The sequence below is a fragment of the Streptomyces sp. NPDC045955 genome (assembly GCF_056430805.1).
Genome location: NZ_JBWKKY010000001.1, coordinates 582,159 through 608,735 on the forward strand (window position 1 = coordinate 582,159; position 26,577 = coordinate 608,735).

General features: G+C 70.5%; 28 protein-coding genes. 21 read left to right on the forward strand and 7 right to left on the reverse strand.

The window, feature by feature from the left end; genetic code table 11:
• The first annotated feature begins 32 nt into the window (after nucleotides 1-32).
• The gene (locus AC07F0_RS02720) at nucleotides 33-869 is read left to right on the forward strand and encodes a helix-turn-helix domain-containing protein (protein ID WP_478973319.1); all 837 of its coding nucleotides are present in this window, start codon (nucleotides 33-35) and stop codon (nucleotides 867-869) included.
• Between the two features lie 193 nt (nucleotides 870-1,062).
• On the opposite strand, the gene AC07F0_RS02725 is transcribed toward AC07F0_RS02720, so the two are convergent.
• Nucleotides 1,063-1,983 carry an SCO1860 family LAETG-anchored protein gene (locus AC07F0_RS02725; protein ID WP_478973322.1) on the reverse strand — a complete coding sequence of 307 codons (921 nt, stop codon included), beginning with the start codon at nucleotides 1,981-1,983 and terminating at the stop codon, nucleotides 1,063-1,065.
• 411 nt (nucleotides 1,984-2,394) lie between these two features.
• Here AC07F0_RS02725 and AC07F0_RS02730 point away from each other — a divergent pair, with 411 nt between their 5' ends.
• A complete protein-coding gene (locus tag AC07F0_RS02730; protein ID WP_478973325.1) occupies nucleotides 2,395-2,931 on the forward strand; it encodes a hypothetical protein in 537 nt (178 codons plus the stop codon).
• A gap of 58 nt (nucleotides 2,932-2,989) precedes the next feature.
• On the opposite strand, the gene AC07F0_RS02735 is transcribed toward AC07F0_RS02730, so the two are convergent.
• A complete protein-coding gene (locus AC07F0_RS02735; protein WP_478973328.1) occupies nucleotides 2,990-3,499 on the reverse strand; it encodes a type III secretion system chaperone family protein in 510 nt (169 codons plus the stop codon).
• A complete protein-coding gene (mshA, locus tag AC07F0_RS02740; protein ID WP_478973331.1) occupies nucleotides 3,492-4,829 on the reverse strand; it encodes a D-inositol-3-phosphate glycosyltransferase in 1,338 nt (445 codons plus the stop codon). Before mshA ends, AC07F0_RS02735 begins: the two co-directional genes overlap by 8 nt.
• Nucleotides 4,830-5,018: 189 nt before the next feature.
• Here mshA and AC07F0_RS02745 point away from each other — a divergent pair, with 189 nt between their 5' ends.
• The 4 genes from AC07F0_RS02745 (at nucleotide 5,019) to AC07F0_RS02760 (ending at nucleotide 9,451) form a co-directional block, all read left to right on the forward strand.
• Nucleotides 5,019-5,636 carry a dihydrofolate reductase family protein gene (locus AC07F0_RS02745; RefSeq protein ID WP_478973334.1) on the forward strand — a complete coding sequence of 206 codons (618 nt, stop codon included), beginning with the start codon at nucleotides 5,019-5,021 and terminating at the stop codon, nucleotides 5,634-5,636.
• Between the two features lie 56 nt (nucleotides 5,637-5,692).
• On the forward strand, nucleotides 5,693-6,511 hold the full coding sequence (locus tag AC07F0_RS02750; RefSeq protein WP_478973337.1) for a class I SAM-dependent methyltransferase: 819 nt from the start codon (nucleotides 5,693-5,695) through the stop codon (nucleotides 6,509-6,511).
• 193 nt (nucleotides 6,512-6,704) lie between these two features.
• On the forward strand, nucleotides 6,705-7,805 hold the full coding sequence (locus AC07F0_RS02755; protein WP_478973340.1) for a C40 family peptidase: 1,101 nt from the start codon (nucleotides 6,705-6,707) through the stop codon (nucleotides 7,803-7,805).
• A gap of 296 nt (nucleotides 7,806-8,101) precedes the next feature.
• Complete coding sequence (locus AC07F0_RS02760; protein ID WP_478973343.1) at nucleotides 8,102-9,451, forward strand: PP2C family protein-serine/threonine phosphatase; 1,350 nt, start codon at nucleotides 8,102-8,104, stop codon at nucleotides 9,449-9,451.
• Between the two features lie 30 nt (nucleotides 9,452-9,481).
• Here the strand turns inward: AC07F0_RS02760 and AC07F0_RS02765 are convergent, their stop codons facing one another.
• The 3 genes from AC07F0_RS02765 to AC07F0_RS02775 all read right to left on the reverse strand — a co-directional run bounded on the left by AC07F0_RS02765 (nucleotide 9,482) and on the right by AC07F0_RS02775 (nucleotide 11,385).
• Nucleotides 9,482-9,814: a DUF2516 family protein gene (locus tag AC07F0_RS02765; RefSeq protein ID WP_356927857.1), complete on the reverse strand. Its 333-nt coding sequence runs from the start codon at nucleotides 9,812-9,814 to the stop codon at nucleotides 9,482-9,484.
• A gap of 118 nt (nucleotides 9,815-9,932) precedes the next feature.
• Nucleotides 9,933-10,595 (reverse strand): hypothetical protein, encoded by a 663-nt coding sequence (locus AC07F0_RS02770; RefSeq protein ID WP_436726586.1) that lies wholly within the window; start codon nucleotides 10,593-10,595, stop codon nucleotides 9,933-9,935.
• A gap of 88 nt (nucleotides 10,596-10,683) precedes the next feature.
• Entirely contained in the window at nucleotides 10,684-11,385 is a 702-nt protein-coding gene (locus tag AC07F0_RS02775; RefSeq protein WP_478973346.1) for a helix-turn-helix domain-containing protein, read from the reverse strand.
• 607 nt (nucleotides 11,386-11,992) lie between these two features.
• Here AC07F0_RS02775 and AC07F0_RS02780 point away from each other — a divergent pair.
• Complete coding sequence (locus AC07F0_RS02780; RefSeq protein WP_059419680.1) at nucleotides 11,993-12,889, forward strand: aminoglycoside phosphotransferase family protein; 897 nt, start codon at nucleotides 11,993-11,995, stop codon at nucleotides 12,887-12,889.
• A 228-nt stretch (nucleotides 12,890-13,117) separates the two neighbouring features.
• Here AC07F0_RS02780 and AC07F0_RS02785 read toward each other — a convergent pair whose 3' ends face one another.
• Nucleotides 13,118-13,279: a hypothetical protein gene (locus tag AC07F0_RS02785; protein WP_478973349.1), complete on the reverse strand. Its 162-nt coding sequence runs from the start codon at nucleotides 13,277-13,279 to the stop codon at nucleotides 13,118-13,120.
• Nucleotides 13,280-13,782: 503 nt separating this feature from the next.
• Here AC07F0_RS02785 and AC07F0_RS02790 point away from each other — a divergent pair.
• The 14 genes from AC07F0_RS02790 (at nucleotide 13,783) to AC07F0_RS02855 (ending at nucleotide 26,558) form a co-directional block, all read left to right on the forward strand.
• Nucleotides 13,783-14,376, forward strand: coding sequence for a YybH family protein (locus AC07F0_RS02790; protein ID WP_399415244.1), 594 nt, complete (start codon nucleotides 13,783-13,785; stop codon nucleotides 14,374-14,376).
• Nucleotides 14,377-14,412: 36 nt separating this feature from the next.
• The gene (locus tag AC07F0_RS02795; RefSeq protein WP_399415243.1) at nucleotides 14,413-15,621 is read left to right on the forward strand and encodes a 3-deoxy-7-phosphoheptulonate synthase; all 1,209 of its coding nucleotides are present in this window, start codon (nucleotides 14,413-14,415) and stop codon (nucleotides 15,619-15,621) included.
• A complete protein-coding gene (locus AC07F0_RS02800; protein WP_478973351.1) occupies nucleotides 15,609-16,232 on the forward strand; it encodes an isochorismatase family protein in 624 nt (207 codons plus the stop codon). The genes AC07F0_RS02795 and AC07F0_RS02800 overlap by 13 nt, the downstream gene beginning before the upstream one ends.
• On the forward strand, nucleotides 16,229-18,133 hold the full coding sequence (locus AC07F0_RS02805; protein WP_478973354.1) for an anthranilate synthase family protein: 1,905 nt from the start codon (nucleotides 16,229-16,231) through the stop codon (nucleotides 18,131-18,133). The genes AC07F0_RS02800 and AC07F0_RS02805 overlap by 4 nt, the downstream gene beginning before the upstream one ends.
• Complete coding sequence (locus AC07F0_RS02810; RefSeq protein WP_478973357.1) at nucleotides 18,130-18,477, forward strand: hypothetical protein; 348 nt, start codon at nucleotides 18,130-18,132, stop codon at nucleotides 18,475-18,477. The genes AC07F0_RS02805 and AC07F0_RS02810 overlap by 4 nt, the downstream gene beginning before the upstream one ends.
• Nucleotides 18,474-19,094: a phenazine biosynthesis FMN-dependent oxidase PhzG gene (phzG, locus tag AC07F0_RS02815; RefSeq protein WP_478973360.1), complete on the forward strand. Its 621-nt coding sequence runs from the start codon at nucleotides 18,474-18,476 to the stop codon at nucleotides 19,092-19,094. Before AC07F0_RS02810 ends, phzG begins: the two co-directional genes overlap by 4 nt.
• Before the next feature lie 43 nt (nucleotides 19,095-19,137).
• Nucleotides 19,138-20,994 (forward strand): asparagine synthase (glutamine-hydrolyzing), encoded by a 1,857-nt coding sequence (gene asnB, locus AC07F0_RS02820; protein WP_399415238.1) that lies wholly within the window; start codon nucleotides 19,138-19,140, stop codon nucleotides 20,992-20,994.
• Nucleotides 20,995-21,062: 68 nt separating this feature from the next.
• Complete coding sequence (locus AC07F0_RS02825; RefSeq protein ID WP_399415237.1) at nucleotides 21,063-21,554, forward strand: PhzA/PhzB family protein; 492 nt, start codon at nucleotides 21,063-21,065, stop codon at nucleotides 21,552-21,554.
• 43 nt (nucleotides 21,555-21,597) lie between these two features.
• Nucleotides 21,598-22,008, forward strand: a complete 411-nt coding sequence (locus AC07F0_RS02830; protein WP_399415236.1) for a VOC family protein — start codon at nucleotides 21,598-21,600, stop codon at nucleotides 22,006-22,008.
• A gap of 40 nt (nucleotides 22,009-22,048) precedes the next feature.
• A complete protein-coding gene (locus AC07F0_RS02835) occupies nucleotides 22,049-22,414 on the forward strand; it encodes a DUF4186 domain-containing protein (RefSeq protein WP_399415235.1) in 366 nt (121 codons plus the stop codon).
• Nucleotides 22,415-22,457: 43 nt separating this feature from the next.
• On the forward strand, nucleotides 22,458-23,468 hold the full coding sequence (locus AC07F0_RS02840) for a methyltransferase (RefSeq protein ID WP_478973363.1): 1,011 nt from the start codon (nucleotides 22,458-22,460) through the stop codon (nucleotides 23,466-23,468).
• Nucleotides 23,469-23,518: 50 nt separating this feature from the next.
• Nucleotides 23,519-24,004, forward strand: coding sequence for a DUF488 family protein, N3 subclade (locus AC07F0_RS02845; RefSeq protein WP_399415233.1), 486 nt, complete (start codon nucleotides 23,519-23,521; stop codon nucleotides 24,002-24,004).
• Nucleotides 24,001-25,677: an asparaginase domain-containing protein gene (locus AC07F0_RS02850; protein WP_399415232.1), complete on the forward strand. Its 1,677-nt coding sequence runs from the start codon at nucleotides 24,001-24,003 to the stop codon at nucleotides 25,675-25,677. Before AC07F0_RS02845 ends, AC07F0_RS02850 begins: the two co-directional genes overlap by 4 nt.
• Before the next feature lie 29 nt (nucleotides 25,678-25,706).
• On the forward strand, nucleotides 25,707-26,558 hold the full coding sequence (locus tag AC07F0_RS02855) for a PhzF family phenazine biosynthesis protein (protein WP_399415231.1): 852 nt from the start codon (nucleotides 25,707-25,709) through the stop codon (nucleotides 26,556-26,558).
• Nucleotides 26,559-26,577: the final 19 nt, after the last annotated feature.

Here is a 26,577-nt window from a genome sequence, read left to right on the forward strand (position 1 = left end):
CGGCCCTCGGCGGGGTCTTGTACGTTTTTTGCATGGCTTCTCAGCCCGCCCGGATCGTCTCCGCCTGGCGGCCCGCCGTGCCCGGCGTCGTCGAGGTCTTCCACGCCCGTTTCACCGAGTACGCGTACCCGATGCACGTCCACGACGCCTGGACGCTGCTGATCGTCGACACCGGCGCCGTGCGGTACGACCTCGACCGACACGAGCACGGCACCCCGCACGACACGGTGTCGCTGCTGCCGCCGCACGTGCCGCACAACGGCTCGCCCGTCACCCCGGAGGGCTTCCGCAAGCGGGTGCTGTATCTCGACCGGACGTATTTGGGGGACGAGTTGATCGGGGCCGCCGTCGACCGGCCCGATCTGCGCGATCCGCTGCTGCGCAAGCGCGTGGGGCAGGTGCACGGCGCGCTGCTGCGGCCCGGTGAGGAACTGGAGGCCGAGAGCAGGCTGCTGTTCGTCGGGGAACGGCTGCGCGGGCATCTGGGGGGCGACAGCGACAAGCCCCGTCCGGCGGATCCCGTTCTCGCGCGGCGGCTGCGGGAGTTGCTGGACGAGCGGGTCGTGGAGGGCGTCGGGCTGCAGGAAGCGGCCGGGCTCGTCGGGGCTCATCCCGCCCATCTCGTACGGGCGTTCAGCACTGCCTACGGCATCGCCCCGCACCAGTACCTGACGTCCCTGCGCGTGGGCCGCGCCCGGCGGCTGCTGCTCGAAGGGCGCTCCCCGGGGGAGGTGGCGGCCGAGACCGGGTTCTACGACCAGTCGCACCTCACCCGGCACTTCCGCAGGTTGGTGGGCGTGCCGCCGGGGCGTTACCGAAGGGGACGGCCCGCTGTGCCGCGCCAGTACCGATCCTCGGTCGCGGTGTGACCTCTGCTGCCGGCGCGTCGGATCCTCGTCGAGCCCGAAGCCGGATCGGCCTTCGCCGTCCACCGCCGAGCGGCGGTGCCAGGTGCCCCGGACAGCACACCGGTCACCGTCGGCGTCGCAACGGTCAGCAGCCCAGCCGCACCTGCAGCGGCCAGGGCTGCCGACCCGCCCCGCCTGCGACGAGCGTGCTGGATCAGGTGTTCCTGCGGCTCCTCCTGCCGACAAGTACGGTGACTGCTCCGCCGCCGGCGACCAGCACCGCCCCGCCTGCCAGCAGGTACGGCGTCATGGGGCTGCCACCGGTCTCCGCCAGCCCGGTCTCCTGGGAAGGCGCGGCCGACGGCGCGAGGGGGGCCGACCGGCCGGACGTCGCGGGGGTGACCGACGACGGTGTGCCCGACGGCGTGGCGGACGGTGCCGGGCTCTCGGAGGCCGGCTGAGGAGACCGGCAGGTGGCCTGCGCCAGGGTCACGGTGCCGTCCACCTTCTCAACGCCCAGCCGCAAGGGATCCACGGACACGTGCAAGCGGAGTGCCGTGGCGGCGGCCGTGTCACTGGCCGTCTCCCTCTGGGACAGGGAAAGCCGGACCGTGCCGACGCCCGGGGCCTCGACGGTGGCGGTGCCGCCGGCCGCCAGCGCCACCCGCTTGCCAAGAGCGGTGACGGGGCCCAGTACCTGGGACTCGGCGGCCGGTTTCCGGCCGGCGGCACACGTTGCCCTGGCGGTGACCTGTTCGACTTCCAGCAGGGACAGCGCAGGCAGCCCGGGCACATGGACTCGCGCCCGTACGAGACGGGACGTCCCTTCGGCTCGGCCGTCGGCGACATCGGCCTTCGCCGTGACGGCGTCGGCATGGAGCAGACGGACCGGGCGGCCGCGGTTGACGCGGTCGACGGTGACGTCGAGGGTCTTCTTTTCCGCGCTCGCCGGAGCTTGAACCTCATCGAGCGTGGCTCGCAGAGGCGTCGTTCCGGCCGAACCGGCCCGGGAGACGTCCAGCGCTGCGCGGAACGCCACTGCCGTGGCGGTGCCCTGGGAAGTGTCGGTCGCGGGAACCGCAGTGGCTTCGGCGGCGAGTGCTGAGCCGGCCAGGAGAAGGCCCGTGGCTGACACGGCAGCGAGGCGACGGGCGTATGCAGTCCGAGGCGAGATTCTGGTCAACGCGGTGTCCTTGCGTGCGGAGAGGTGGGGCCGCCCGGAACCAGTCGGTGACCGGTCGGCCGGGCGGCAAGGCTCCATCCTGCTCGGACGAAAGCCATCAGGAAGGGGCAACACGGAATCTTCACTACAAGGAAGACGTTTGCGGGCAAGCGTTCTAACCATGGCTTTCCGGGCTACCGCGCCGCCCCGGTCCTGCTCGGGCCCCGAGACGTCCCCGGCGATCGACACGCGCCCGGAGATCCCCGCTTGCCGACCCTCTTTGGGGCACAACAACCCCGCGAGTAGCGCGTGGCGTCGTGTTCCCCGGCGCCACGCGGGTGAGCATGTGCGGACTCTGCCCTCCTCCCGCACCGAGGCGATGTGATGTCCGACCGCGCCGACCAGGTCCGCTCCGAAAGCGTCACCCGAAGGTGGGTCACGCGGTATCGGCCGCCGGAACAGTCGCTGTTCAGCGGCATCTACGGACTGGTGCTGGCCAGCGCTCTGGTGGCCGCCCTGGACGCGACGGGCGAGAAGGCAGAGCCCGGTCCGGACGCGCTGTGGGTCCTGTTCACCGCACTGGCGTCAGGCGCCGCCCATGGGTACGCGCACGTCATCGCCCAGCGTGCGTCCGAGGACGGAGCTGCCACCACGAGCAGACTGCGGTCGGTGCTCGCCGAGTGGCCCCTGGTCGCCGCGGTGCTGCCCACGGCGGCGATCCTGCTCGGCGCGGCAGCCGGATGGTGGGCGGAGGCCACGGCTGTGGACGCGGCCCTGCTGTTCAACACCGTCGCCTTGTTCGGCTGTGGCGCCTGGGCCGCCCGCGCTGCCGGGCACGGATGGCCGTCCTCATGCCGGGCAGGAGGCCTGGACATGCTGATCGGCCTGGTGATCATTGTCGCGAACGCCCTGATCAAGTAGGCGGGCCGTCGGGCGTCACGCCGGCGGGACGGGCCGCGTTCGCCGAACCAGAAGGGCCCTAGCGGCCAGGGCGTTGCGTGAGGTGGGCGAACGCGTCCAGGTTGCGTGTCGACTCCCCGCGGGACACCCGCCACTCGTACTCCTTGCGGATCGCCGAGGCGAAGCCCAGCTCCAGGAGGGTGTTGAAGCTGCCGTCGGAGGCCTCAAGGACCTGGCCGAGCAGGCGGTCGATCTCGTCGGCCGTGACGGCGGACAGGGAGAGCCGGCCGGTGACGTAGACGTCGCCGTGCTGGTCGACGGCGTAACTCACGCCGTAGAGCTTGAGGTTGCGTTCCAGGAGCCAGCGGTGGACGCCCTGCTCGTTCTCGTCGGGGTGGCGGATGACGAAGGCGTTGAGCGAGAGGGAGTGGCGGCCGACGATCAGCGAGACCGTCGTCTTGAGCTTGCGGGTGCCGGGGAGCTGGGCCACGTAGGTGCCGGGCTCGGGGCTCTCCCACTCCAGGTCGGCGTCCTTCAGCACTCCCTCGACGACCTGTGCCGCACGCTGTTCCAGATCGGTTTCACCCATGCTGCGAGCGTACGCGACGGCGATGCGCCTGCATCGCGGCCGTGTACACGTCCGCCGTGGTGGCGGCCGCGGTGTCCCAGCCGAAGGACTGGGCGTGGCGGGCGGCCTGCCCGCCCAGCCGGGGCGACAGCTCCGGATTGTCGGCGAACTCGCGCAGCACGCGCGCGTAGTCGGCGGGATGGTGGCCGCGCACCAGGAAGCCGGTGTGGCCGTCGCGCACGGCGACCGGCAGACCGCCGACCGAGGCCGCCAGCACGGGGGTGCCCGCCGCCTGCGCCTCTATGGCGACCAGGCCGAACGACTCGCTGTAGGAGGGCATGACCAGCACGGAGGCGGCGCGGAACCAGTCCGCCAACTGGTCCTGCCCAACCGGCGGGTGGAACCGTACGACGTCCGCGATGCCGAGGCGGGCGGCCAGCTTCTGGAGGCCCTCGGGCTTGGCCAGGCCGCTGCCGCTGGGGCCGCCGACGACGGGGACGAGGATGCGCGAGCGCAGCTCGGGGCGCTCGTCGAGGAGGACGGCGACGGCGCGCAGCAGCACGTCGGGGGCCTTCAGGGGCTGGATGCGGCCCGCGAAGAGGGGGATCAGCGCGTCCTGGGGCAGGCCGAGACGGGCCCGGGCGGCGGCGCGGCCGTCGGCGGGCGAGAAGCGGCTGAGGTTCACGCCCGGGTGGACCACGGCGACCTTGTCGGTGTCGGCCGCGTAGTGCCGTACCAGTTCGTCGGCCTCTTCGGTGGTGTTGGCGATGAGACGGTCGGCGGCGGCGACGATCTGGGTCTCGCCGATCACGCGGGCGGCCGGTTCGGGGGTGTCGCCGTCGGCCAGGTTGGCGTTCTTGACCTTGGCCATGGTGTGCATGGCGTGCACCAGGGGGACGCCCCAGCGCTGGGCGGCGAGCCAGCCGACGTGGCCGGAGAGCCAGTAGTGGGAGTGGACCAGGTCGTAGTGGCCGGGGCGGTGGTGGGCCCAGGCCTGCATCACGCCGTGCGTGAAGGCGCACAGCTGGGCCGGGAGGTCCTCCTTGTTGAGGCCCTCGTAGGGACCGGCGTCGACGTGCCGGACGAGGACGCCCGGGGCGAGCTCGACGGTCGGCGGCAGGGCGGCCGAGGTCGCGCGCGTGAAGATCTCGACCTCGATGTTGATCGCGGCCAGGCGCTGCGCGAGCTCCACGATGTAGACGTTCATACCGCCGGCGTCGCCGGTGCCCGGCTGGTGGAGCGGGGAGGTGTGCACGGAGAGCATGGCCACCCGGCGGGGCCTGCGGTGCAGCCGGAGGCGCGCGGGCGCGGACGCGGAGCGCCGCCCGAGCCTGCCGATGTACTGGCTCACGTGGCGTTCCTCCTCGCTCCGGCATGCCTGGGCAGGGCGCACGTGCCCTCCAGCGGTCCAACAGCGGAGGGTTGGGTTCCATTTCCTGATTCGCGACTTTTACCGAATCATTACCGCTTCTCGCTCAACCGTTCGAGGAGGTGGGGCGTAGGGGTAGGCCTGAGGGAGAGAGGGATGAGGTGGTGCGCGATGAAGCTCGTGGTGCAGGAGTTTCTGTCGCTCGACGGTGTCTCCCAGGGGCCGGGCGCCCCGGACGAGGACACCAGCGACGGCTTCGAGCGGGGCGGCTGGTTCGTGCCGCATCTGGACGAGGAGTTCGAGCGGCTGGCCGGCAGCTGGCTCGGTGAGGCGGACGCGTTGCTGTTCGGGCGGCGTACGTACCAGAACTTCGCCCGCGACTGGCCGGGGATGACCGACCATCCTCTCGCGGGAATCATGAACGGCCTGCCGAAGTACGTCGCCTCCCAGAGCCTGACCACGGCCGGCTGGGACCCGGCCACGATCCTGTCCGGTGACGTCCCCGCCCAGGTGGCGGAGTTGAAGCGGCAGCCGGGCCGGGAGCTCCAGATCCACGGCAGCGCCCGGCTCGCCCAGTCCCTGCTGGCCGCCGGGCTGATCGACACGCTGCGGCTCGTGATCGCCCCGGTCGTGGTCGGCCAGGGCCGCCGCCTCTTCCCGGACGGCGGCGCACCGGCCGGGCTGCGGCTGACCGGCCACCGGACGACGCCGGGCGGTCTGTCGGTGCATGTGTTCGAGTCGGCGGGGGTTCCGGAGTTCGGGACGTACGGAGGCGGGGCCGGGACGTAGGGAGCTGTTCGACACCGGGGGCCGTTCACGCCTGGGAGCCGCTTAACCTCGTACGCATGACATCCCGCGCAGCCGCCCGCCGCCCCGTGGGCACGGTGACGCGCGGGACGACCAACCCGAACCGCCTGCGCCGTATGGACCGCTGGATCGCGGCCACCCACGGCGCCGAGTTGCGCCGTGCCGCCGACCCCGTGGCCGTCGACCTCGGGTACGGCGCCGCCCCGTGGACGGCCGTCGAGCTGCTGCACCGCCTGCGTAGGGTCGCGCCACGCGCGCGCGTGGTGGGCGTGGAGATCGAGCCGGCCCGGGTCGCGGCGGCGCTGCCGTACGAGCGGGCGGGGCTCGTCTTCCGGCACGGCGGTTTCGAGATCCCGATCCCGCAGCGGCCCCTGCTGGTCCGCGCGGCGAACGTGCTGCGGCAGTACGCGGAGGGCGAGGTGGAGGCCGTCTGGCACCGGCTGTGCGGGCGGCTCGCGCCGGCCGATCCGGCGACCGGGGCGCGCGGCGGGCTGCTGGTCGAGGGGACCTGCGACGAGATCGGACGCCGGCACGTCTGGGTCGCGCTCGGCCCGGAGGGACCGCGCACGGTCACCTTCGCGACCCGGCTCGGCTCCCTGGAACGCCCCTCGGACCTGGCGGAACGCCTGCCGAAGGCGCTCATCCACCGCAACGTCCCGGGCGAGCCGGTGCACGCCTTCCTGTGCGACTTCGACCGCGCCTGGGCCGCCGCCGCGCCCTACGCGTCCTACGGCGCCCGGCAGCGCTGGATCCGGGCGGTACGGGACCTGGCCGCCGACTGGCCCGTGGCCGACGGGCCGGTGCGGTGGCGGCAGGGCGAAGTGACGGTGCGGTGGGAGGCGTTGGCACCACGGTGAATCCACGCAGACCGGCCCGCCGGGAACGATCTCTTTGAGTCGTTCGTCACACAGGCGGGGAGATCGTCATGCCGGGGGCATATCGGGGAGGGGACCGAGGGAAGTACTACCCCTGTCGCTTCGCGCGCCGACGTGGCAGCATCCCCAGGCGTACCGGATGTTACTGACGGTTAATCAGTTTGGGGGCTGAGGTATGGGACCGGGCAAGCGTGGCCTGATCGCGACGGCCGTGACCGTGGTCTGCGCGCTCACTGTGCTGGCGGCACCGGGCACGGCGTTCGCGAACCCCGGTCCCGCACCCACCCCGGACCCCACCCCGAGCGCGGGCCCCACGCTCGCGCCCAGCAAGGACCTGGAAGCCGTACGCGAGAAGCTCGACAAGCTCTACCGCGCCGCGGCCCGCGCCACCGACGAGTACAACGCCGCCGAGGAGAAGGCCGACAAGCAGTCCGCCGAGATCGTCAAGCTGGCCAAGAAGATCGTCAAGGGCCAGGAGAAGCTGGCGAAGCTGAAGGACCGCGCGGGCGCCTCGGCCGCCGCCCAGTACCGCGGCGGCGGACTGCCGCCCGAGGCTCATCTGATGCTGAGCGACGATCCGCAGGAGTTCCTCGACGGAGCGGGCCGGGTGCGCCAGGGCCAGCACGCGGCCAAGGGCCTGATCGGCGAACTGGCCCGCACCCAGGAGGACTTGGAGCGGTACGCGCAGGACGCCTCAGCGCAGTGGAAGAAACTGGAGGCGGGCCGCAAGGCCAAGGCCGCCGCGCGGAAGAAGGTCGAGAAGCAGATCGCGCAGGCGGAGAAGCTCGAGTCCGAGCTCCAGAAGGAGGAGCAGGAGCGCCTCGCCGAGCTGGAGAAGGAGGCCGCCGGCAAGGCGCAGACCGCCTGGCTCGACTCCGGCATCCTCGACGAGATCAGCGGAAAGGCCTCCGAGCAGGGCAAGAAGGCCGTCGCGTATGCCACGGCCCAGATCGGCAAGCCGTACCAGTGGGGCGCCGAGGGCCCGAAGACCTACGACTGCTCCGGGCTGACCTCTCAGGCCTGGATCTCCGCCGGCCGCGGCATTCCGCGTACGTCGCAGGAGCAGTGGAAGCGGTTGCGGCACATCGACATCCAGGACATGCGGCCCGGCGACCTCATCATCTACTTCGACGACGCCAGCCATGTCGCGATGTACGTCGGCGACGGAGCGATCGTGCACGCGCCGCGGCCCGGGCGGACGGTGACCCTCGCGGGAGCCGGGTCGATGCCCATCCTCGGAGTGGTACGACCGGACGCCGCCGCAGACGCCGGCTGAGCGCGGGAAGGCACCGGCCAAGGGGCCGCCCCATGGACCGCGCGGCCCGGACCACGTGACCCAGCCCACCCCGAATCCACCGCCAAACCACGTGCTGACGTGACGTTCGTCATCCCCGCAGCATCCCGGCGGTGTCCAACTGGGGCGCATATCGCGGCATATGACACTGGCCGATGGCGCAGCGGCGTGGCTCACACCATTCCAATGGGGCGCCGACACCCGCTATGGTCCCGGTCGGTGGGTCGAGGTCCCTCGCCCCCGCCATGCCCTCGGGGGGAGGGAAGGAACCCAAGACGATGCCCGTACCCATACCGCGGCAGAGAGCGATCCCGGCCGTGGAGAGTGGTCAGGCGCAGGCCGAGTCCCGCTGCGACGGCCCCGCCGAGCAGTCCGCCACGGACGCCTCGGCAGCCGCCCCGCGCACGCCGGACACCGCCGGGAACATCACGGACAAGGTGGAGAACAACACCGCCCACACGAACCTGACCCTGCTGCTGATCGAGGACGATCCGGCCGGGTCGCCGATCGTGCCCGACATGCTCGACCAGGCGGGCAAGCCGATCCGCGTCCGCACGGCCCGCAACCTCACCGAGGCCGGGCGGCTGCTGACCGACGACGTCCACTGCATCCTGCTGGACCTCGCGCTGCCGGCTCCGGGCCGCAGCGACTCCGATGACGAGCTCGCCGTGCTCAAGCACGTGCTGGAGCTCGCGCCCCGGCATGCCGTCCTGGCGCTGACCGCCTCGGGCGACGCCGAGCGCGGCGCGGAGGCGGTGCGCGTGGGCGCCCAGGACTATCTCTTCCGCGACGAGCTGGACGGCCGGCTGCTGAGCAGGGCGATCCGCTACGCCGTGGAGCGCAAGCGCTCCGAGTCGGCCGAGCGCCGGCTCGCCGAGGGCCGGCTGCGCGCCCAGGAGAACCGCCGCCTGGAGCGCGGTCTGCTGCCGACCCCACTGCTGGACGGCTCCCCGCTGCGGTTCGCCGCCCGCTACCGCCCGGGCCGCTCGCGCGCCCTGCTCGGCGGCGACTTCTACGATGTCGTGCGCACGCCGGACGGCACCGTGCACGCCATGATCGGTGACGTCTGCGGTCACGGCCCGGACGAGGCCGCCCTGGGCGTGGAGCTGCGGATCGCGTGGCGCGCGCTGACGCTGGCGGGGCTGTGCGGCGACCAGCTGCTGGGCACGCTCCAGCAGGTGCTGGAACACGAGCGGGCCGATGACGAGATCTTCGCGACCCTGTGCACGGTGGACATCGCGCCGGACGGCCGCCGCGCCGGCCTGTGCCTGGCGGGCCACCCGTCGCCGCTGCTGGCCAGCCCGGGCAAGCCGGCCCGCCTGCTGCCGTACGACAACAACGGGCCGGCCCTCGGGCTGCTGCCGGGTGCCCGCTGGCCACGCATGCAGGTGGAGCTGGGCGCCGAGTGGAGCCTGATGCTCTACACCGACGGCCTGATCGAGGGCCATGTCGGCCAGGGCCGGGAGCGGCTCGGCCAGGAGGGCATGACGGAGATGGTGCGCCGCCAGATCGCCGAGGGACTGCGGGGCGAGGAGCTGCTGCGGGCGGCGGTGAACGAGGTGCGCAAACTCAACGGTGGCGAGCTGACGGACGACGTGGCGGTACTGCTGCTGGACCGGGTGCCGTAGCCCCGGCCGGCTCGCGTACCGCTCGGGGGTCTACCGGCCGCCGTTCCAGGGGCCGTACGGGCCGTCGCTGCTGGAGCCGCGGCGGCTGCGGCCGCCGCCGGGGAGGGCGCGGATGGCGGGGCGGACGTCGACCATGTACACGATCGTCGCGATGAGCCCGATGATCGGCAGGAACGACAGGATCGGGAAGAGCAGGTTCACCACGAAGGCCAGCCCGAGGATGATCATCCAGAACGGCTTGGTCTTCTTGTCGGCCGCGCGGTAGGCGTCCTCACGCCGCACGGCGGCGTCGAACAACGCGAAGCCGCTGAAAATGATCAGGGCCATGCTCAGAAGCCACATGAACCCTGCGAAGCCCTGCATCAGCACTACGTCCACCACCTGACTCGGCTCGTCCCTACGCGGTCACCGTACCCGTACAACGGGCCGGACACCTCCAGGGTGCCCGGCCCGTGTGCTCGCGCTGCGGCCTTGCGCCGTCCTACTTGGCCGGCGGGGTGGTCTTCTTGGCGGTGGTCTTGCGCGCCGGGGCCTTCTTGGCGGGGGCCTTCTTCGCCGGGGCGGCCGTGGCGGCGGCCGGCTTCGCCGGCTCCTCCTTGACCTCGACCGGCTGGGCCTTCGGCTCGACGGCCACGGCGAGCTCCTCGACGCCCTCGGCGACGTCCTCGATGCTCTCGGCGGCCTCGCCGCGCCAGGTGCGCACGGCCTGCTCGCCGTGCTCGGCGACCTTCTCGTAGGTCTCCCGGGCCTTGACGGCGTACTCGGCGGCCACGCCGACGCCGCGCAGCGCGAAGTCCTGGGCGGTCTCGCCGACCTTCTTCAGGTCCGCGTCGATCGTGCTGCCGAGCTTCTTGATGTCGATGTCGATGGAGCCGATGAACTCCGTGACCTTGTTCTGGAGGGTCTCCTGCGTCTCCTTGACGCGGGCGGTGGCCTCCTTGGCCCGGGCGGAGGCCTTCTCCTGGACGACCTTGGGGTCGGTGTTGCGTACGGCGTCGATCCGCGCGGGGGCCTCGGAGCGCAGCTGCTCCACCAGGGCCGGCACCTTCTTGGCCTGCTGAAGGGCGAGGTCGGCGGTGCCTGCGGCGAAGTAGAGCGGCGTCGGGTCGCTGAGGGTCTTGCGCAGGTCGTCGGTGATGGCCATGGTGATGGTCCTCCCGGATTCTGTTTCGCTTGAGGGTTCGGCTGAGGGTGGTGTGATCCGCAGCGGTGCGGCCGGTGCCCTGGTCCGGCTAGCCGGCCGTCTGCTGCGGGTCGGTGTCAGTGCCGCCGGTGGTCTTGCGGGCCCGGCGGGCGGCGGACGTACCGCCGGTGGTCTTGCGAGCGCGACGGGCGGTCGACGGTGACGTACCGCCGTCGCCCTTGCGCGTGCGGCGGGTCGCCGACGGTGACGCGGACGTACCGCCGTCACTGCCGTCGCTCCCGGCGCTCCCGTCGCTGCCGCGGGTACGGCGCTCGGCGGGCCGGCCGCCGTCGGCCGTGCGGGGCCGTCGTATCCCGGTGTCGCCGTGCGGGGCGTCCCCGTCTCCGTCCGCCGCGTCCTCGGCGCCCACGAGGCCGACGACCGCGGAGCCGTCGCCGGTCCCGAACCCGTTCTCCTTGCGGAAGGACTCGTAGATCTGCAACAGCACCTGCTTCTGCCGCTCGTTCAGCGTCGGGTCCGCGAGGATGACGGCACGCGTCTCCACCTCGTCCCGGTCCCGCTCGGCGTCGAGGATGCCGGCCCGGACGTACAGCGTCTCGGCGGAGATCCGCAGGGCCTTGGCGACCTGCTGCAACACCTCCGCGCTCGGCTTGCGCAGCCCGCGCTCGATCTGGCTCAGATACGGATTGGACACCCCGGCGGCATCGGCGAGCTGCCGCAGCGACAGCTGCGCGTTGCGCCGCTGTTCGCGCAGGTAGTCACCGAGATTGCCGACGTTGAGCGATGCCATGACTCCAGAGTGCAGCACCCCGCTAACTATTGCAAGCACCCGCTTGCAAAAGTGCGCCACGCCACGCACAACCGACCGGCGGTGCCTGTCCTGTTGTCCTGTCTCTGTGATGTCCGGGCAGTCTCGGAGATCTCCGGGCATGTGAGGCGTCGTCTCGGTCATGTCCGGGCAAGTTGTGGGGTGTCTCCGTCTTCTCCGGGTACGACGGACCCGGGCCTTCTACGGTCGTAGCTGCTGGGCAGCGACGTCGTACCGAAGGCCGGGGTGGCGGGACATGAGGGTGTACCCGAGTCCGCGGAGGGCTTCGAGGTCGAGTACGTCACTGAAGCGGGCGTGCGGCGGCGGGGCTCCCTGAGTGAGCTGTGGCCGGTCCGGTTTGAGGATGTCGCGCCTGAGCGGCGGTTTCCGTCTTTTCGCGGGCAGGGCAACTGGTGCGGCTGGTACTGGTCGGCGACGTGCGGCGGTCACGTGAGCTACGAATCGTGGCTGGAGCGGGACCGGCAGCGCTTGCCTGCGGGTCTTCAGAGAGCTCGGGAGATCCAGTCGGGGAGCTGGATCTCCCAAAGTGCAAGGTGGCCTCCGCCTACCTCAAGTACGGTGACTCGGCATGATCGAGTCCGAGATTGAGATCAGCGAGGATCTGGTCCGCGACCTGCTTCGGGAGCAGCATCCGGACCTCGCCGAGCTGCCCATCCGCGAAGTGGCGGGCGGCTGGGGAAACCAAATGTGGCGCCTCGGTGACGAGTTGGCCGTCCGGATGCAGCGGATGGACACGAGCCCCGATCTCCAGCTCAAGGAGCGCCGGTGGCTGCCGACTCTGGCCTCGCGCCTGCCGCTGCCGATTCCTGTCCCCCTACGGGACGGTGCGCCGTCCGAGCGCTTCCCCAAGATCTGGACCGTCATGACATGGGTCGAGGGCACGCCGCTGGACCATGGCTCGATCACTCGCGGCGACCACGCGGCCGAGACGCTGTCGGGCTTCCTCAGGGCGCTGCACGTGGAGGCGCCCGCCGACGCACCGACCGCTTCGGACTTCGGCGCTCACCCCAAGGACTGCACGGACGGCTTCGAGCACTTCTTCCAGGACGTTGCCCCTGCCGACCTCGCCGACGAGATCCGTGAAGTCTGGGGTGAAGCGGTGGCGGCCCCGGGGTGGGAGGGCCCACCGGTGTGGGTGCACGGCGACCTGCATCCCGCGAACGTTGTCGTCGCGGACGGGACACTGGCGGGTGTCGTCGACTTCGGCGCGCTGGTCGCCGGCGACCCGGCGTGGGACCTCGCGGCCGCCTGGCTGCTACTCCCCGCGGGCGGCGCCTCACGGTTTTTCAACAGCTACGCGCAGGCGGACGAGGCAGCGGTGCGACGGGCGCGCGGACTGGCCGCGATGAGGAGCCTGTTCCTGATGGCGATGGGCCAAGCCGGGGATCGCGGCCTGCCTGGAGGCAAGCCGAACTGGGGGCCCGCAGGCCGGTCCGCACTTGATCGTGTCCTGAAGGGCCTTTGACGTCGGCATGGATCGACTGGGCTTCCCCGGCGGCAGGAATCGATGCAGCCCGGCCATTGGGACCGCGGTCTGAGAATCTCGGCGACGGTGCGGGCTGTCTCGAAGTCGAGCAAGTCACGGATGCCGCCACAGTAGGACAGCTACCCGGAGCAAACTGAGACGATCCCAGATCCGGACGTCTCAGAATTCTCCGGGCACCCCAGGTCAGAGGGCCCCAGATGCCCGGACCTAGCTGAGACAGGACAGTGCCGCAGTGGCTGTCCCGTCTGCACCCTCCTGGGCGCGGGCGACGGCCGTGTCGAAGGCCTTGTTGATCTGGGCGTCCCCGATGTTCAACGGCGGCCCGGCGGCCCACTCGCGCATCTCCTGGATGCCCTCGGCGATCTTCACAGGACAGGGCCGGCTTCAGGCGCCTCGGCGGTCCCGAATGGCGCCGCCCTGACCGGGCGGCACCCGGTCAGGCGCGCACTCTGCCTCACCGTGAGCGAGACCGGACATCTGCCCGGCGGGGCTGATGTGACGCACGCCACTGGAGGGACATTGGCCGACACTCCCGCACGTCTGGCGCAAAATGAGCGTTCCGACGTCCTGGAATAGGCGATTCCTTGTTGCCGACCACTCCAACCGGCCACGTGCACCCCTGCCGGATCACGCTCCGGAAACGGCGATACCCGCAGGTCTTCGTAATGCAGTCGATGTTCCGTTTCAACGCCTGGGGCAGATAAATAGCGGACCGGCATCATCCGCATTTCCGGGAGGGTTGACAGAGGTTAGTTCCGGAATGTTGCATGACCTCATCAACGGGGCGGGGTGGCAAACGGGGGCCATTCAAAGGGCCAACGCCGCAGAGGCGTTCTCTTGACCTGCTGCCATCTCCATTTGGGGGAGATGCCATGACCAGAATCAAGCTCACGTTGTCGATCGCCACCTCGGCCATTGTGTTTACGGCCGTGAGCATCGCGGGCCCTACCTTCATCCAGACCGAGATGGCGAATACATCGGCGCCTGCGGGCAAGTCATCTGCTACCGCGGTCACGGCGAATGCCGAGAGCACGCAGGACGCCGCTCGTACGCCGGCCGAGTTGCTGCAGCTCCTGGGCGAGCGGATCAAGGCCAAGGACGTAGACGGAATCATCGCCCTCCAAGACCCCGAAGCGGCGATCGTCAATTACGACGGGTCGATTATCAGGGGCCACAAGGAAATACGGGCGTTCTACGTCGACTGGTTCAAGTCCGATCCGGTACTCACCGTCAACGCTCGCCAAACCGTGCTGGCGGGAGGGAAGCGCACGGGTGACAGGGTACGTAACCGCACGGCGTCCATAATGGGCGACTATTCCCTGGAGCAGACCGATCCCGACGGTACCCGCACGCGCTTCACCGGGAATTTCTGCGACACCGTGCAAGAGCAGCCGAACGGTACGTGGCTGTACCTCCAGGACAACCCTTACCCGCCCCACGGCAACGCGACAACGGCCCACCACTGACCGGGCTACCTCGGTGTTCGAGGTCTGGAGAAAAACTTGAACGTCACCTCGCTCGAAGTTTCGCAGGCCCCGATCGCACGGCAACAGCCTCAGTGGGCAGACCCGGCACAGGTCAAGCAGGTCAGGGATGTGCTGGCAGCCCTTCCCCCGCTCGTGGAGGCCGAATCGCTGAGCCGGTTACGGGGGTTGCTCGCCAAAGTGGCCGCCGGGCAGGCACAGGTGGTGCAGGCGGGTGACTGCGCGGAGGATCCGGCGGAATGCACCGCGGGTGACGTGGAGCGGAAAGTGGGACTGCTCAACGTGCTCGCCGGCGTCATGACCGCCATCACTCATCAGCCGGTGGTGCGGGTGGGCCGGATCGGCGGCCAGTACGCCAAACCCCGGTCGGCGCACACCGAGTGGATCGGTGGCGTCGAACTCCCGGTGTACCGAGGGCACATGGTGAACGGTCCGGAGCCGGTTCCGGAAGCGCGAAGGCCCGACCCCCGGCGCCTGCTGGCCGGTTATCGGGCGGCGAGCCAGGTCATGGCCCATCTCGCCCCGACGCCACGGGCGCGCGTCGAGCCGGCCGTGTGGACCAGCCACGAGGCCCTGCTGCTCGACTACGAGATCCCGATGCTGCGCCGGGACCGGGAGGGCCGGGTCGCGCTCACGTCCACTCACTGGCCGTGGATCGGTGAGCGAACCCGCCAGCTCGACGGGGCCCACGTCGCGCTGTTGGCAGATGTGGTCAACCCGGTCGCGTGCAAGGTCGGGCCGCGTATGACGGTCGCCGATCTGGTCGCGCTGTGTGCGCGGCTCGACCCCGGACAGGAACCGGGCCGACTCACCTTGATCGCCCGGATGGGTGCTGACGCGACGATGGATGTGCTGCCGCCGTTGGTCCAGGCCGTGCGCTCCGCCGGACACCCGGTGATCTGGCTGGTCGACCCCATGCACGCCAACACCCTGACCACCGCTGAGGGACGCAAGACCCGGGTCGTGGAGACGATCGTCCGGGAGGTCGCGGCGTTCCAGGCCGCCGTGCGCGCAGCCGGCGGAACACCGGGCGGGATACATCTGGAGACCACGCCCGACGACGTGACCGAATGCGTCGACGCCCACCACGGCATCGACCGGATCGGCCGGAACCACACGACGTTGTGCGACCCGCGACTCAATCCTCGCCAGGCGGTGTCGGTGGTCTCGGCCTGGCAGACGCATGTGATGACGGACCGGGCCGAGGGAGAACCGTGCCGGGCATAGCGCCGATCCCCGCCTACCCACTGCCGACCGCGGCCGAGCTGCCCGTCAGCACCGCGCGGTGGACGCCCGACCCGCGCCGGGCGGTGCTGCTCGTTCATGACATGCAGCGCTATTTCCTCGCGCCGTTTCCCTCCTCGGTGCGTGATCCGCTGGTGCGCCACTGCGTGCTGCTGCGGGAGCGCTGCGCCGCGCTCGACGTTCCGGTGTTCTACACCGCGCAACCCGGTGGCATGACAGAGGAGGAACGCGGCCTGCTGAAGGACTTCTGGGGTCCGGGCATGAGGGTGGACCCCGTAGATCGTCAGATCGCCTCGGAACTCACGCCCCGGCCGGCGGACCAGGTGCTCACCAAGTGGCGCTACAGCGCGTTCTTCCGCTCGGATCTGCTGACGCGGATGCGCGACCAGAACCGCGACCAGCTGATCATCTGCGGCGTCTACGCGCACGTCGGTGTGCTGGTGACGGCCCTGGAGGCGTTCACCAACGACATCCAGCCGTTCCTGGTCGCCGACGCCGTCGGCGACTTCTCCGCCGAGTACCACCGGCTGGCCCTCGACTACGCGGCCGCCCGCTGCTCGGTGGTCACCACCACCGAGGAGGTCTTCCGATGAACTCACCGCACTTGCTCGACCGGGTGCTTGGCCCCGATCCGGGCGCCTTCGCCCTCCTGCACCGCCCCGAGACCCTTGGCCCGGACCGAGTGGAGATCCTGCTGGGCCGGGTCAGCACCCCGGCCCGGCTCGCCGACATCCCGCTGGCCGACCGGACGGGGCGACCCGGCCGGGCCCGGCAGGAAGCGCTGGTCCTGGTGCCCCACCAGCAGATCACCGAGCGCGGCTTCGCCGCCGCCGCGGACGGCTCGCCGCTGCTCGCGATGTCGGTGACCGACCAGGGGCAGATCACCACGTCCGAGGCGCTGAGATCCCTGCCGGACGAGCCGATCAACCTGACCGGTGGGCGCTTCGACACCGAGGACGACGCCTACGCCGACACGGTTCGCGCGGTGCTGAAGAAGGAGATAGGCACCGGAGAGGGCTCGAACTTCGTCATCAAGCGCTCCTTCGTCACCAGCATCACCGGATACTCGACGCGCAGCGCGCTGAGCCTGTTCCGCCGGTTGCTCACCCGGGAGACCGGCGCCTACTGGACCTTCCTCGTGCACACCGGCACCCGCACCTTCGTCGGAGCCACACCGGAGCGCCACGTCAGCCTGCGCGACGGTGTCGCGGCGATGACCCCGATCAGCGGCACCTACCGCTATCCGGCCTCAGGACCGGTCCTGTCGGAGGTCATGGAGTTCCTCACCGACGGCAAGGAGACCGACGAGCTGTACATGGTCCTCGACGAGGAACTCAAGATGATGGCCCGGGTCTGCCAGGGCGGCGGCCGCGTCAGGGGGCCGTTCCTGCGGGAGATGGCCTGGCTCGCGCACACCGAGTACGTCATCGAGGGGCGCAGCGAGCTCGATCCCCGGGACATCCTGCGGGAGACGATGTTCGCCCCCACCGTGACCGGCAGCCCGCTGGAGAACGCCTGCCGGGTGATCGCCCGCTACGAGCCCCGCGGCCGCGGCTACTACGGGGGCGTCGCCGCCCTCATCGGCCAGGACGCCGACGGCGCGCGCACCCTGGACTCGGCCATCCTCATCCGTACCGCCGACATCCGGACCTCGGACGTCGACGACACCGGCCACGTCGAGGTCGGCGTGGGCGCGACGCTGGTCCGGCACTCCGACCCCGACGCCGAGGTCGCCGAGACCCGTACCAAGGCCGCGGGCGTGCTCGCGGCGCTGGGTGCCGGCGAGCGGCTCGGCGCACACCCGCTGGTCCAGGAGGTGCTGGTCGGGCGCAACGAGACGATCGCGAACTTCTGGCTCAGCGAGGCCGAGAAGCGCGCGCGGCCCCATCCCATGCTGGACGGCCGCCGGGCGCTGGTCGTCGACGCCGAGGACACCTTCAGCGCGATGCTGGCCCACCAGCTGCGCGCCATCGGCCTGACCGTGGAACTCAGTGGTTTCGACGCGGACCACCGCTTCGACGACCACGACCTCGTCGTCATGGGCCCCGGGCCCGGCGATCCGCGGGAGACCGACCACCCCAGGATGGCCGAAGTGAGCCGGGCCATCGAGGAGTTGCTGTCCCGGCGCATCCCCTTCCTGGCCGTCTGCCTGAGCCATCAGCTGCTCTGCCGGCACCTCGGGTTCGAACTGCGCCGCCGCGATGTCCCGAACCAGGGCACCCAGCGCGAGATCGACCTGTTCGGCGCGCGCGAACGCGTGGGCTTCTACAACTCCTACTCGGCCCGCGCGCGAGCCGACCGGCTTCAGTGCCCCGGTGTCGGCGAGGTGAAGGTCTGCCTCGACGCCGGCACCGGCGAGGTGCACGCCCTGCGCGGGCCGCACTTCGGCTCGGTGCAGTTCCACCTGGAGTCCGTGCTCACCCAGGACAGCGAGCGCCTCCTGGCCGACCTGCTCGTACCGCTGATGGAGACCGCGGAGGTAGTGAACGTATGAAAGCCACCATCTCCTGGTGGGACCTGACCGGGTCCGGCCAGACCATCGACTCCTTGCGCGTCTACCTGCGCGACGAGGGCGTGGATCCGTGGACGGAGGTCCACGGAATGCGGTTGAAGTTCTGGATCTCCGACCGGGAGACCAACCGCTGGGGCGCCGTGATGCTGTGGGATTCCGATGCCGACCCGACGGCCCCCATGCCGCCGAACCGGGCCACCGAGCTCATCGGACACCCGCCGGCCGTGCGGATGGTGTCCGACGTCGAGGCCATCGTCGAAGGTGTCCACTCCGGCCGGCTGGTCGAACGCGGCCTGGCCTTCGAGACGAGCGTGAAGTCATCGTGAGCGCATCGACGAAGCCCCGGACCGCCGAGGAGTTCACCGCCCCGCCCGCCGAACCCATGGAGCTGCTCCAGGCCTGGTTCGACAGCGCCGTCGCGGACGCCGTCCGCGAGCCGGGCGCGCTGGCACTGGCCACCGTCGACACCCGCGGCCACGCCTCCAACCGGATCGTCCAGGTTCTGAAGATCCGCGCGACGGGCCTGGTGTTCGCCAGCCACTCCGACAGCCGCAAGGGCCGGGACCTGGCCGAGACGGGTTGGGCGTCCGGGGTGTTCTACTGGCGCGAGGCCGGCCGCCAGGTGAGCGTGAGCGGCCCGACCCGTCCGCTGCCCGACGAGGAGTCCGAGGCCCTGTGGGCGGCCCGGCCCGTCAGCACGCACCCGATGTCGGTGGCGGCGCACCAGAGCGCGCCGCTGCTGGACGAGGACGCGCTGCGCGAGCAGGCCCGGGAACTGGGCCGGGACGGCTCGGCGCTGCCCCGCCCGGAGCGTTGGCTGGGCTATCTGCTGGAGCCGGCGTCGGTGGAGTTCTGGCAGGCCGACCCGGAGGACCGGTTGCACCGGAGGCTGCGTTACGAGCGCGACGGTTCCGGCTGGCGTACGGACCGGCTCCAACCCTGACCGTGCTCTGGACCGTGGACTCGACAGGAAGAAAGGCAAGTCGATGTGTGGAATGACGGGCTGGGTCTCGTTCGACCGGGATCTGACGCAGCAGCGCGCGCAGTTGGACGCGATGACGCAGACCATGGCCTGCCGGGGACCGGACGCCCGCGGCGCCTGGCTCGACCGGCATGCGGCGATCGGCCATCGAAGGCTGGCGGTCATCGACCTCGAAGGCGGCACCCAGCCCATGGTGGTGCCCACCGACGACGGTCCTGTGACGATCACGTACACAGGTGAGGTCTACAACTACACCGAACTCAGGGCCGAGTTACGTCGTCGGGGCCATCGTTTCCAGACCCGCAGCGACACCGAGGTCGTACTCCACGGCTACCTGGAGTGGGGCGAAGCGGTCGCCGAACGGCTCAACGGCATGTTCGCGTTCGCCGTCTGGGACTCCAGGGTCGAGAAGCTCGTGATGATCCGCGACCGGATGGGAGTCAAGCCGCTCTACTACTCCAGCACCGACGACGGGGTGATCTTCGGCTCCGAGCCGAAGGCGATCCTCGCCAACCCGCTGGCGGACCGCGCCGTGGACCTCGCCGGACTGCGGGAGCTGGTCAGCTTCACCCAGACGCCGGGCAGCGCCGTGTGGTGCGGGATGAAGGAGGTGGTCCCGGGCGGCCTGGTCACCGTCGACCGCTCCGGTCTGCGCGAGCGCCGCTACTGGACGCTGCCCACCCGTCCGCACACCGACGACCAGAAGACCACCGTCGCCACCGTGCGCGAACTGCTCGAGGACATCGTCAGCCGCCAGCTGGTCTCCGACGTCCCGCGCTGCACCCTGCTCTCCGGCGGTCTGGACTCCAGCGTGATCACCGCGCTGGCCGCAGCCAAGCTCGGCCGGCCCGGAGAGCACGGCGAGCCCGGTGAGAAGGTGCGCAGCTTCGCCGTGGACTTCGTCGGACGGGAGAACGACTTCGTCGCCGACGAACTGCGGGGCACGACGGACGCCCCGTACGCGCTGGAGGTGGCCGCGCACGTCGGCTCCCAGCACGAGTCCATCGTGCTCGACCACGCCTCGATCGCCGACCCGGGGGTGCGCCGAGCCGTCATCACCGCGCGGGACAGTCCGCTCAGCCTCGGTGACATGGACAACTCGCTCTACCTGCTGTTCCAGGCCATCCGGGAGCAGTCCACGGTCGCCCTGTCCGGGGAGTCCGCCGACGAGGTCTTCGGCGGGTACAGGTGGTTCCACCAGCCGGAGGTCCAGGCCGCGCAGACCTTCCCCTGGATGGCCGTCTTCGTCAGCGGCGCACGGGCCCAGGTGTCCGATCGGTTCAACGCCGACATCACCGCCGCCCTCGACCTTCCCACCTACATCCGCGACCGGTACTCCGACGCGGTCGGCGAGGTCGAGCGGGCGGAGGGCGAGAGCGACCACGAGATGCGGATGCGGGTGATGTGCCACCTGCACCTGACGCGCTTCGTCCGGATGCTCCTGGAGCGCAAGGACCGGATCAGCATGGCCGTCGGGCTGGAGGTCCGCGTCCCCTTCTGCGACCACCGCCTCGTCGAGTACGTCTACAACACCCCGTGGTCGCTGAAGACCTTCGACGGCAGGGAGAAGAGCCTGCTGCGCGCCGCGACCGCGGACCTGCTGCCGCAGTCGGTGCTGGATCGGGTGAAGGCCCCCTACCCGGCCACGCTGGACCCGCAGTACACGAGCGCGCTGCTGCAGCAGTCCAAAGAGCTGCTCACGACCGACGACCCGGTCTTCGACCTGGTGGACCGCAGCTGGCTGGAGGACATCACGCGGCGTGACTCGGCCACCATGCCGATCGACGTCCGCAACGGCATGGAGCGCGTGCTCGACCTGAGCACCTGGCTGGACATCTACCGGCCCGAGCTGCGGATCTGAACGCGGCCGGGCACCCCACGTCAACGTCCACCCCGGGCACGCCCGGAACACGGAGTGAGGAACACGAGATGGGAACGGAAGACGACCGGTCCAAGGGGCTCGATGCCGACCTCGACCTGCGCGCCCGGCACCGTGCCGTCGTCGCGGACTACATGAGCCGCAAGGGCGAGAACCGGCTGACGCGCTACCTGCTCTTCACCGAGGACGGCAGCGCCGGCCTGTGGACCAGCGACACCGGCGAACCGATCAACTCCCAGGGACACGAGAAGCTCAAGGCGCACGGCGAGTGGTCGCTGCGCATGTTCCCCGACTGGGAATGGAAGAACGTCGAGATCTTCGAGACACAGGACCCCAACAGGTTCTGGGTCGAGTGTGACGGGGAGGGAGAGATCCTCTACCCGGCCTACCCGCCCGGCTACTACCGGAACCACTTCATCCACTCGTTCCTGCTCGAAGACGGCAAGATCAAGCAGCAACGCGAGTTCATGAACCCGTTCCAGCAGCTGCGTGCGCTGGGCATCGAGGTGCCGAAGATCAATCGCGGCGGGATCCCCACCTAGGGACTTCCCACCACTCGTTCACACGGACAGCAAGGAGCATCAGGTGGGATCTCAGCTCAACCCGTACATCGCCTTCGACGGCAACGCCCGGCAGGCGATGGAGTTCTACCACGACGTCCTCGGCGGCAAGCTGGAGCTGGGCACGTTCGGCGACTTCGGCTCGCCGGAGTCGCCCGACCCCGACAAGATCATGCACGCCACACTCATCACCGCGGACGGCTTCACGGTGATGGCGTGGGACGTCCCGGAGCGGGTCCCCTTCAACCCGGGCACCAACGTCGCGCTCTACCTCGGCGGCGACGACGCGGGCCTGCGCGAGTACTTCGGGAAGCTGTCCGTCGGCGGCACCGTGTCGCTGCCCCTCAAGAAGCAGATCTGGGGCGACGAGGCCGGCACGCTCGTGGACAGGTTCGGGATCACCTGGATGTTCAACATCACCCAGCGGCAGTCCTGATCGCCCGCGGGGCCACTGGGTTCGAAGGAGCCGGGAACCGATGACGGACGGGTTGGACGACAGGCTGGACCGGATCGGGCGGCACCCCTTCCGCGCGAAGTTCCGGCTGCGCGGAAGGGATCGCGCGGTGGTCGACCTGCGCGGGATCACGACCGTCCGCAAGCACGCCGAGGATCTGATCGGTCGCAGGCTGGCGCCGGCCGAACCGCACAACGACGGCCGTCAGACGCCCTACCGAGGGCATCCCGTCTTCGTCGCCCAGCACGCCACCGCGACGTGCTGCCGTACCTGCCTCGCGCGCTGGCACGGCATCCCCGCCGGCCACGCACTCGACGATGCCGAGCGGGCCTACGTCGTGGAGGTGATCTGCCGGTGGATCGTGAGGCAGTACGAGGCTTCACCGTGAGAGGCAAGTCAAGTCGTGTCGCCAAGCGTGAGGTGAGGACTCCATGACAGTCGACGTGCAGGCCACTCGGGACGTGGTCGACATCATCACCGGAGGATGGAGGGCGCAGGCGCTCTACACCGCGGTCAGACTCGGACTGCCCGACCACATCGAGGCCGGCCGTGACACCGACGCCGAACTGGCCAAGGCGACCGGGGCGGACGAGCAGGGCATTCACCGTCTGATGCGCCTGCTGGTGGCGATGGGCATATTCGAGGGCAGCGACTCCACCGGCTACCGCGGTACCCGGGTGAGCGCCGCCCTCCTCGAAGGCCCCCAGTCCCTGGGCGACATGTGCCTGCTGTACGGCGAGGAGTTCTACGCCGCGTGGGGTCACGCCCACCACGCCGTCAGCACGCGGAGCTCGGGATTCGAAGTCGCCTACGGCCGGTCGTTCTACGAGTACCTGGGCCAGGACCCGGCCACCGCCCGCCGGTTCCAGGTCACCATGAACGCCGCGAGCATGTTCTTCCACCAGGTGCCCGAGGTCTTCGACTTCTCCGGCAGGAAGGTCGTGGACGTCGGTGGCGGCGGCGGGCACCTGCTCGCCACGATCCTCGGCGCCACGCCGGACGCCCAAGGCACGCTCTTCGACCGCGAGCACATGATGCCCAAGGCGCGTGAACACCTGTCCGCCACCGTCGGCCTGGACCGGGCCGAGCTGGTCGGGGGCGACATGTTCCAGGGCGTCCCGGCGGGCGGGGACGTCTACATCCTCTGCCGGGTGCTGGCCGGCCACGACGACGAAGCCGTCGTCGGTGTCTTCGAGCACTGCCGCCACGCCATGGCGGACTCGTCCTCGCGGCTGCTGATCCTCGACCGGTTCGTCGAGGACGAGAACTCCACCGTGCTGCCCGCCCTGTGGGACCTGCACCTCCTGGTGACGACGGGCGGCGAACACCGCACCCTCGACCGGATCACGCACCTGCTGGACCGCGCCGGCCTGGAGATCACCGGGACCGCGGAGCTGCCCATGGAGACGACCGCCCTGATCGCCGCACCGCACACCCCGTAACGGCAGGCAGGCACGCAGAACGTGCGCAACAGCGCGAACAGGAGACCTCGGTGCTCAAGTTGGCAACGATCGGCGTCTACGGCTTCGACGGCGATTCCTTCCTGGAACGACTACGGCAGGCGGACGTGCGCCTGCTGCTCGACGTACGTCAGCGCCGCGGAGTGCGCGGACCGGACTACGCCTGGGCGAACTCACTCCGGCTGCAGGCGGCCCTCGCGGAGGCCCGGATCGCCTACCGGCACCACCGCGAACTCGCCCCGACCACCGAACTGCGTCACCTTCAGTACGCCGAGGACGACCGCCAGGGGGTCGGCAAGCGCTCCCGCCGCGAACTCGCCGCCGAGTACACCCGCCGCTACACGGCCGAGATCCTCGGCCCGGCCGACCTCGATCCGATCGTGGCGGCTCTGCCGAGCAGCGGCATCGCGTCGCTGTTCTGCGTCGAGCGCGACCCCGAGGCGTGCCACCGCTCGCTGGTCGCCCAGCGGCTGGCCGAGGAGCACCACATCACCATCGAGCACCTGAGGCCGCTGTGACGGACGACATCCCCGGGGCCGGCAGGCCGCGACCGCGGATCGCGGTGTTCGCCGGGCCCACGGCGACGATCCTGAACACACCGGACCTGGTCACGTCGAACAAGGCCCGCGCACGCCACGGTCTGCCGCCGCGCCCCTGCCGGTTCGACACCCTGCGTCCCCAACGGCTCGCGGCGCCCGTGACGTTGTACGTCGAGGCGTTCAGCGCGCACCCCCTCGAACGGGAGGCGGCCGGCCTGTACGCCCCGGCGGACGGCTGGCTCGACGAGGACGGCACGTTCCACGCCGAGCAGCCGTCCGACGACGCCACACCGGTGTACGTCGTCGAACTCGACCCCGCCGACGGTCTCTACCCCCTTCCCTACATGGGGAGGCAGGCAGACGGATCCGCATGGGAGGAGACCTCGACCGCACCGTACGCACCACCGGAAGCCGGCCGGCAGACGTTCTACCCCGACGCCCGCCGCCTCTACGAGGAGATCGAGCGGTTCGGCCTGGCCGACTACGGCACCCCCGTCGAGCTGGGGTCCGTCGCCGACTTCGAGTTCTTCCGGGCCGCTCCGTCCGGCGGATACACCACGGGTCCCGCATCCGAGCGCCTCGGGCAGGACTTCTTCGTCTACTACCCGTACCACCTCCAGAGCGAGCCCGGTCTGGCGGACCTCGCCCGGGCGACCAACCAGGTCCAGTCCGTCCTCGCCACGGGCGAGTTCGCCGGCGTCCAGTGGCTGGAGGGGAGCCCGACCGTCGACGAGACCCTGTACTGGCTCGGACTGCTCGTCGACACGAAGGTGCCACTCGTCGGACACGCGGCGCAGCGCCGCCACCAGTCCCTGAGCGCGGACGGCGACCGCAACGTGGTGGACGGCGTGAAGTTCATCGCGTCGGGCGTCACCCTGGACGAACGGGGCGAGGACCGCGTCGGTGCCTGCGTGATCGTCGACGAACTCGTCTACTCGGCCCGGGACGTGACCAAGGTCGACGCCCGGCCGGGCGGCTACGAGGTCACCGGCGGCCACGGCGGAATAGTCGCCGACCTCGGCGGCTACGGCCCCCCGCAGCTCACCTACCTTCCTGCCCGCAAGCACACCCACCGCTCGGAACTGCGCCTCACCGTGCTCCCCGAGCGGGTGGCCGGCGTCGCCGGGAGCCTGGACTCGGGCGTCTTCTCGGTCGACGTCGAGACGAAGGACGCCGGGGGACTCCTGCCCACCGCCGTGCCGCACGTCTCGATCACCAAGTACAGCCGGTACGCGGCGACGGGAACCGGCACCGACGATCCGCCCGTCGCCGAGGAGGAGGTCGAGATCCTCGCCCGGATCGACGCCAACCTCGCCGGCGCGCCCCTGTCCGGTTTCGTGTGCGAAGGCATGTCGCCGTTCGGGATGGCCGACCCGACGAGGAACGCGGCGCTGAGCGTCGCCGTCTTCGCCGGCATGCCGGTGGTCCGCACGGGCCGCGGCAACACCGGAGGCATGGCGTACCGCACCGACCCGACGTTCATCTCGGGCAACAACCTCACCGCCACCAAGGCACGCATGCTGCTCATGGCCGCACTGCTCAAGTTCGGTGCCCTGCCCCCGGCCGCGGACCCCTTCGACCCGACCCCCGACGAGCGCGCGGCCACCGAGAAGGCGGTCGGCCAGTACCAGGCCCTGTTCGACACCCACTGACCCGCAGCACACCTTCGAGAACGGAACCCATGGGTACGTACGAGTACGTGGTGGCCGACGTCTTCACCGACGTCCCGCTGGAAGGAAACCCGACCGCGGTCTTCCTCGACGCCTCCGGCCTCTCCGCCGCACGCATGCAGCAGATCGCACAGGAGATGCACCTGTCCGAGACCGTCTTCGTCCTGCCCGCGCAGGACGACGGCGATGTGCGGGTCCGCATCTTCACCCCGGTGAACGAGCTGCCGTTCGCCGGACACCCCACCCTGGGCACGGCCGTGGTGCTCGGCGAGTCGCACGAGGCGAAGGAACTCCGCATGGAGACCGCCAAGGGCACCGTGGCGTTCGAACTGGAGCGTGACGACGACGGCCGGACCGTCGCCGCCGGCATGTGGCAGCCCCTCCCGACGTGGGAGCCCTACGACCGCGCGGAGGAACTGCTCACCGGTCTCGACCTGGTGGCCACCGGCAGCACTCTGCCGGTCGAGGTCTACGACAACGGGCCGCGGCACGTGTTCGTCGGCCTGGACAGCGTGGCCGCGCTCTCCGCCCTGGAGCCGGACCAGAGGATGCTCGCGAGGCTGCCCGACATGGCCGCCAACTGCTTCGCGGGCTCGGGGACGCGGTGGCGGCTGCGCATGTTCTCCCCCGCCTACGGCGTGGTCGAGGACGCGGCCACCGGCTCGGCCGCCGGCTCCCTCCCCGTACACTTGGCCCGGCACGGACTGATCCCGTTCGGGGAGTGGATCGAGATCCGCCAAGGGGTGGAGATGGGGCGTCCTTCGACGATGCGGGCTCGCGCGACGGGGACGCCGGAACGGATCGATTCTGTCCAGGTGGCGGGGTCCGCCGTGGTCGTCGCCCGTGGAACGCTGTACGCGTAGCCGCCGAGATCGTATGAGT

Excerpts from the sequence above, each read along its gene's own strand:
- AC07F0_RS02720 (WP_478973319.1), top strand. The coding sequence starts at position 33 with ATGGCTTCTCAGCCCGCCCGGATCGTCTCCGCCTGGCGGCCCGCCGTG.
- AC07F0_RS02730 (WP_478973325.1), top strand. The coding sequence starts at position 2,395 with ATGTCCGACCGCGCCGACCAGGTCCGCTCCGAAAGCGTCACCCGAAGG.
- AC07F0_RS02735 (WP_478973328.1), bottom strand. The coding sequence starts at position 3,499 with ATGGGTGAAACCGATCTGGAACAGCGTGCGGCACAGGTCGTCGAGGGA.
- AC07F0_RS02745 (WP_478973334.1), top strand. The coding sequence starts at position 5,019 with ATGAAGCTCGTGGTGCAGGAGTTTCTGTCGCTCGACGGTGTCTCCCAG.
- AC07F0_RS02750 (WP_478973337.1), top strand. The coding sequence starts at position 5,693 with ATGACATCCCGCGCAGCCGCCCGCCGCCCCGTGGGCACGGTGACGCGC.
- AC07F0_RS02755 (WP_478973340.1), top strand. The coding sequence starts at position 6,705 with ATGGGACCGGGCAAGCGTGGCCTGATCGCGACGGCCGTGACCGTGGTC.
- AC07F0_RS02760 (WP_478973343.1), top strand. The coding sequence starts at position 8,102 with ATGCCCGTACCCATACCGCGGCAGAGAGCGATCCCGGCCGTGGAGAGT.
- AC07F0_RS02765 (WP_356927857.1), bottom strand. The coding sequence starts at position 9,814 with ATGCAGGGCTTCGCAGGGTTCATGTGGCTTCTGAGCATGGCCCTGATC.
- AC07F0_RS02770 (WP_436726586.1), bottom strand. The coding sequence starts at position 10,595 with ATGGCCATCACCGACGACCTGCGCAAGACCCTCAGCGACCCGACGCCG.
- AC07F0_RS02775 (WP_478973346.1), bottom strand. The coding sequence starts at position 11,385 with ATGGCATCGCTCAACGTCGGCAATCTCGGTGACTACCTGCGCGAACAG.
- AC07F0_RS02780 (WP_059419680.1), top strand. The coding sequence starts at position 11,993 with ATGATCGAGTCCGAGATTGAGATCAGCGAGGATCTGGTCCGCGACCTG.
- AC07F0_RS02790 (WP_399415244.1), top strand. The coding sequence starts at position 13,783 with ATGACCAGAATCAAGCTCACGTTGTCGATCGCCACCTCGGCCATTGTG.
- AC07F0_RS02805 (WP_478973354.1), top strand. The coding sequence starts at position 16,229 with ATGAACTCACCGCACTTGCTCGACCGGGTGCTTGGCCCCGATCCGGGC.
- AC07F0_RS02810 (WP_478973357.1), top strand. The coding sequence starts at position 18,130 with ATGAAAGCCACCATCTCCTGGTGGGACCTGACCGGGTCCGGCCAGACC.
- asnB (WP_399415238.1), top strand. The coding sequence starts at position 19,138 with ATGTGTGGAATGACGGGCTGGGTCTCGTTCGACCGGGATCTGACGCAG.
- AC07F0_RS02825 (WP_399415237.1), top strand. The coding sequence starts at position 21,063 with ATGGGAACGGAAGACGACCGGTCCAAGGGGCTCGATGCCGACCTCGAC.
- AC07F0_RS02835 (WP_399415235.1), top strand. The coding sequence starts at position 22,049 with ATGACGGACGGGTTGGACGACAGGCTGGACCGGATCGGGCGGCACCCC.
- AC07F0_RS02840 (WP_478973363.1), top strand. The coding sequence starts at position 22,458 with ATGACAGTCGACGTGCAGGCCACTCGGGACGTGGTCGACATCATCACC.
- AC07F0_RS02855 (WP_399415231.1), top strand. The coding sequence starts at position 25,707 with ATGGGTACGTACGAGTACGTGGTGGCCGACGTCTTCACCGACGTCCCG.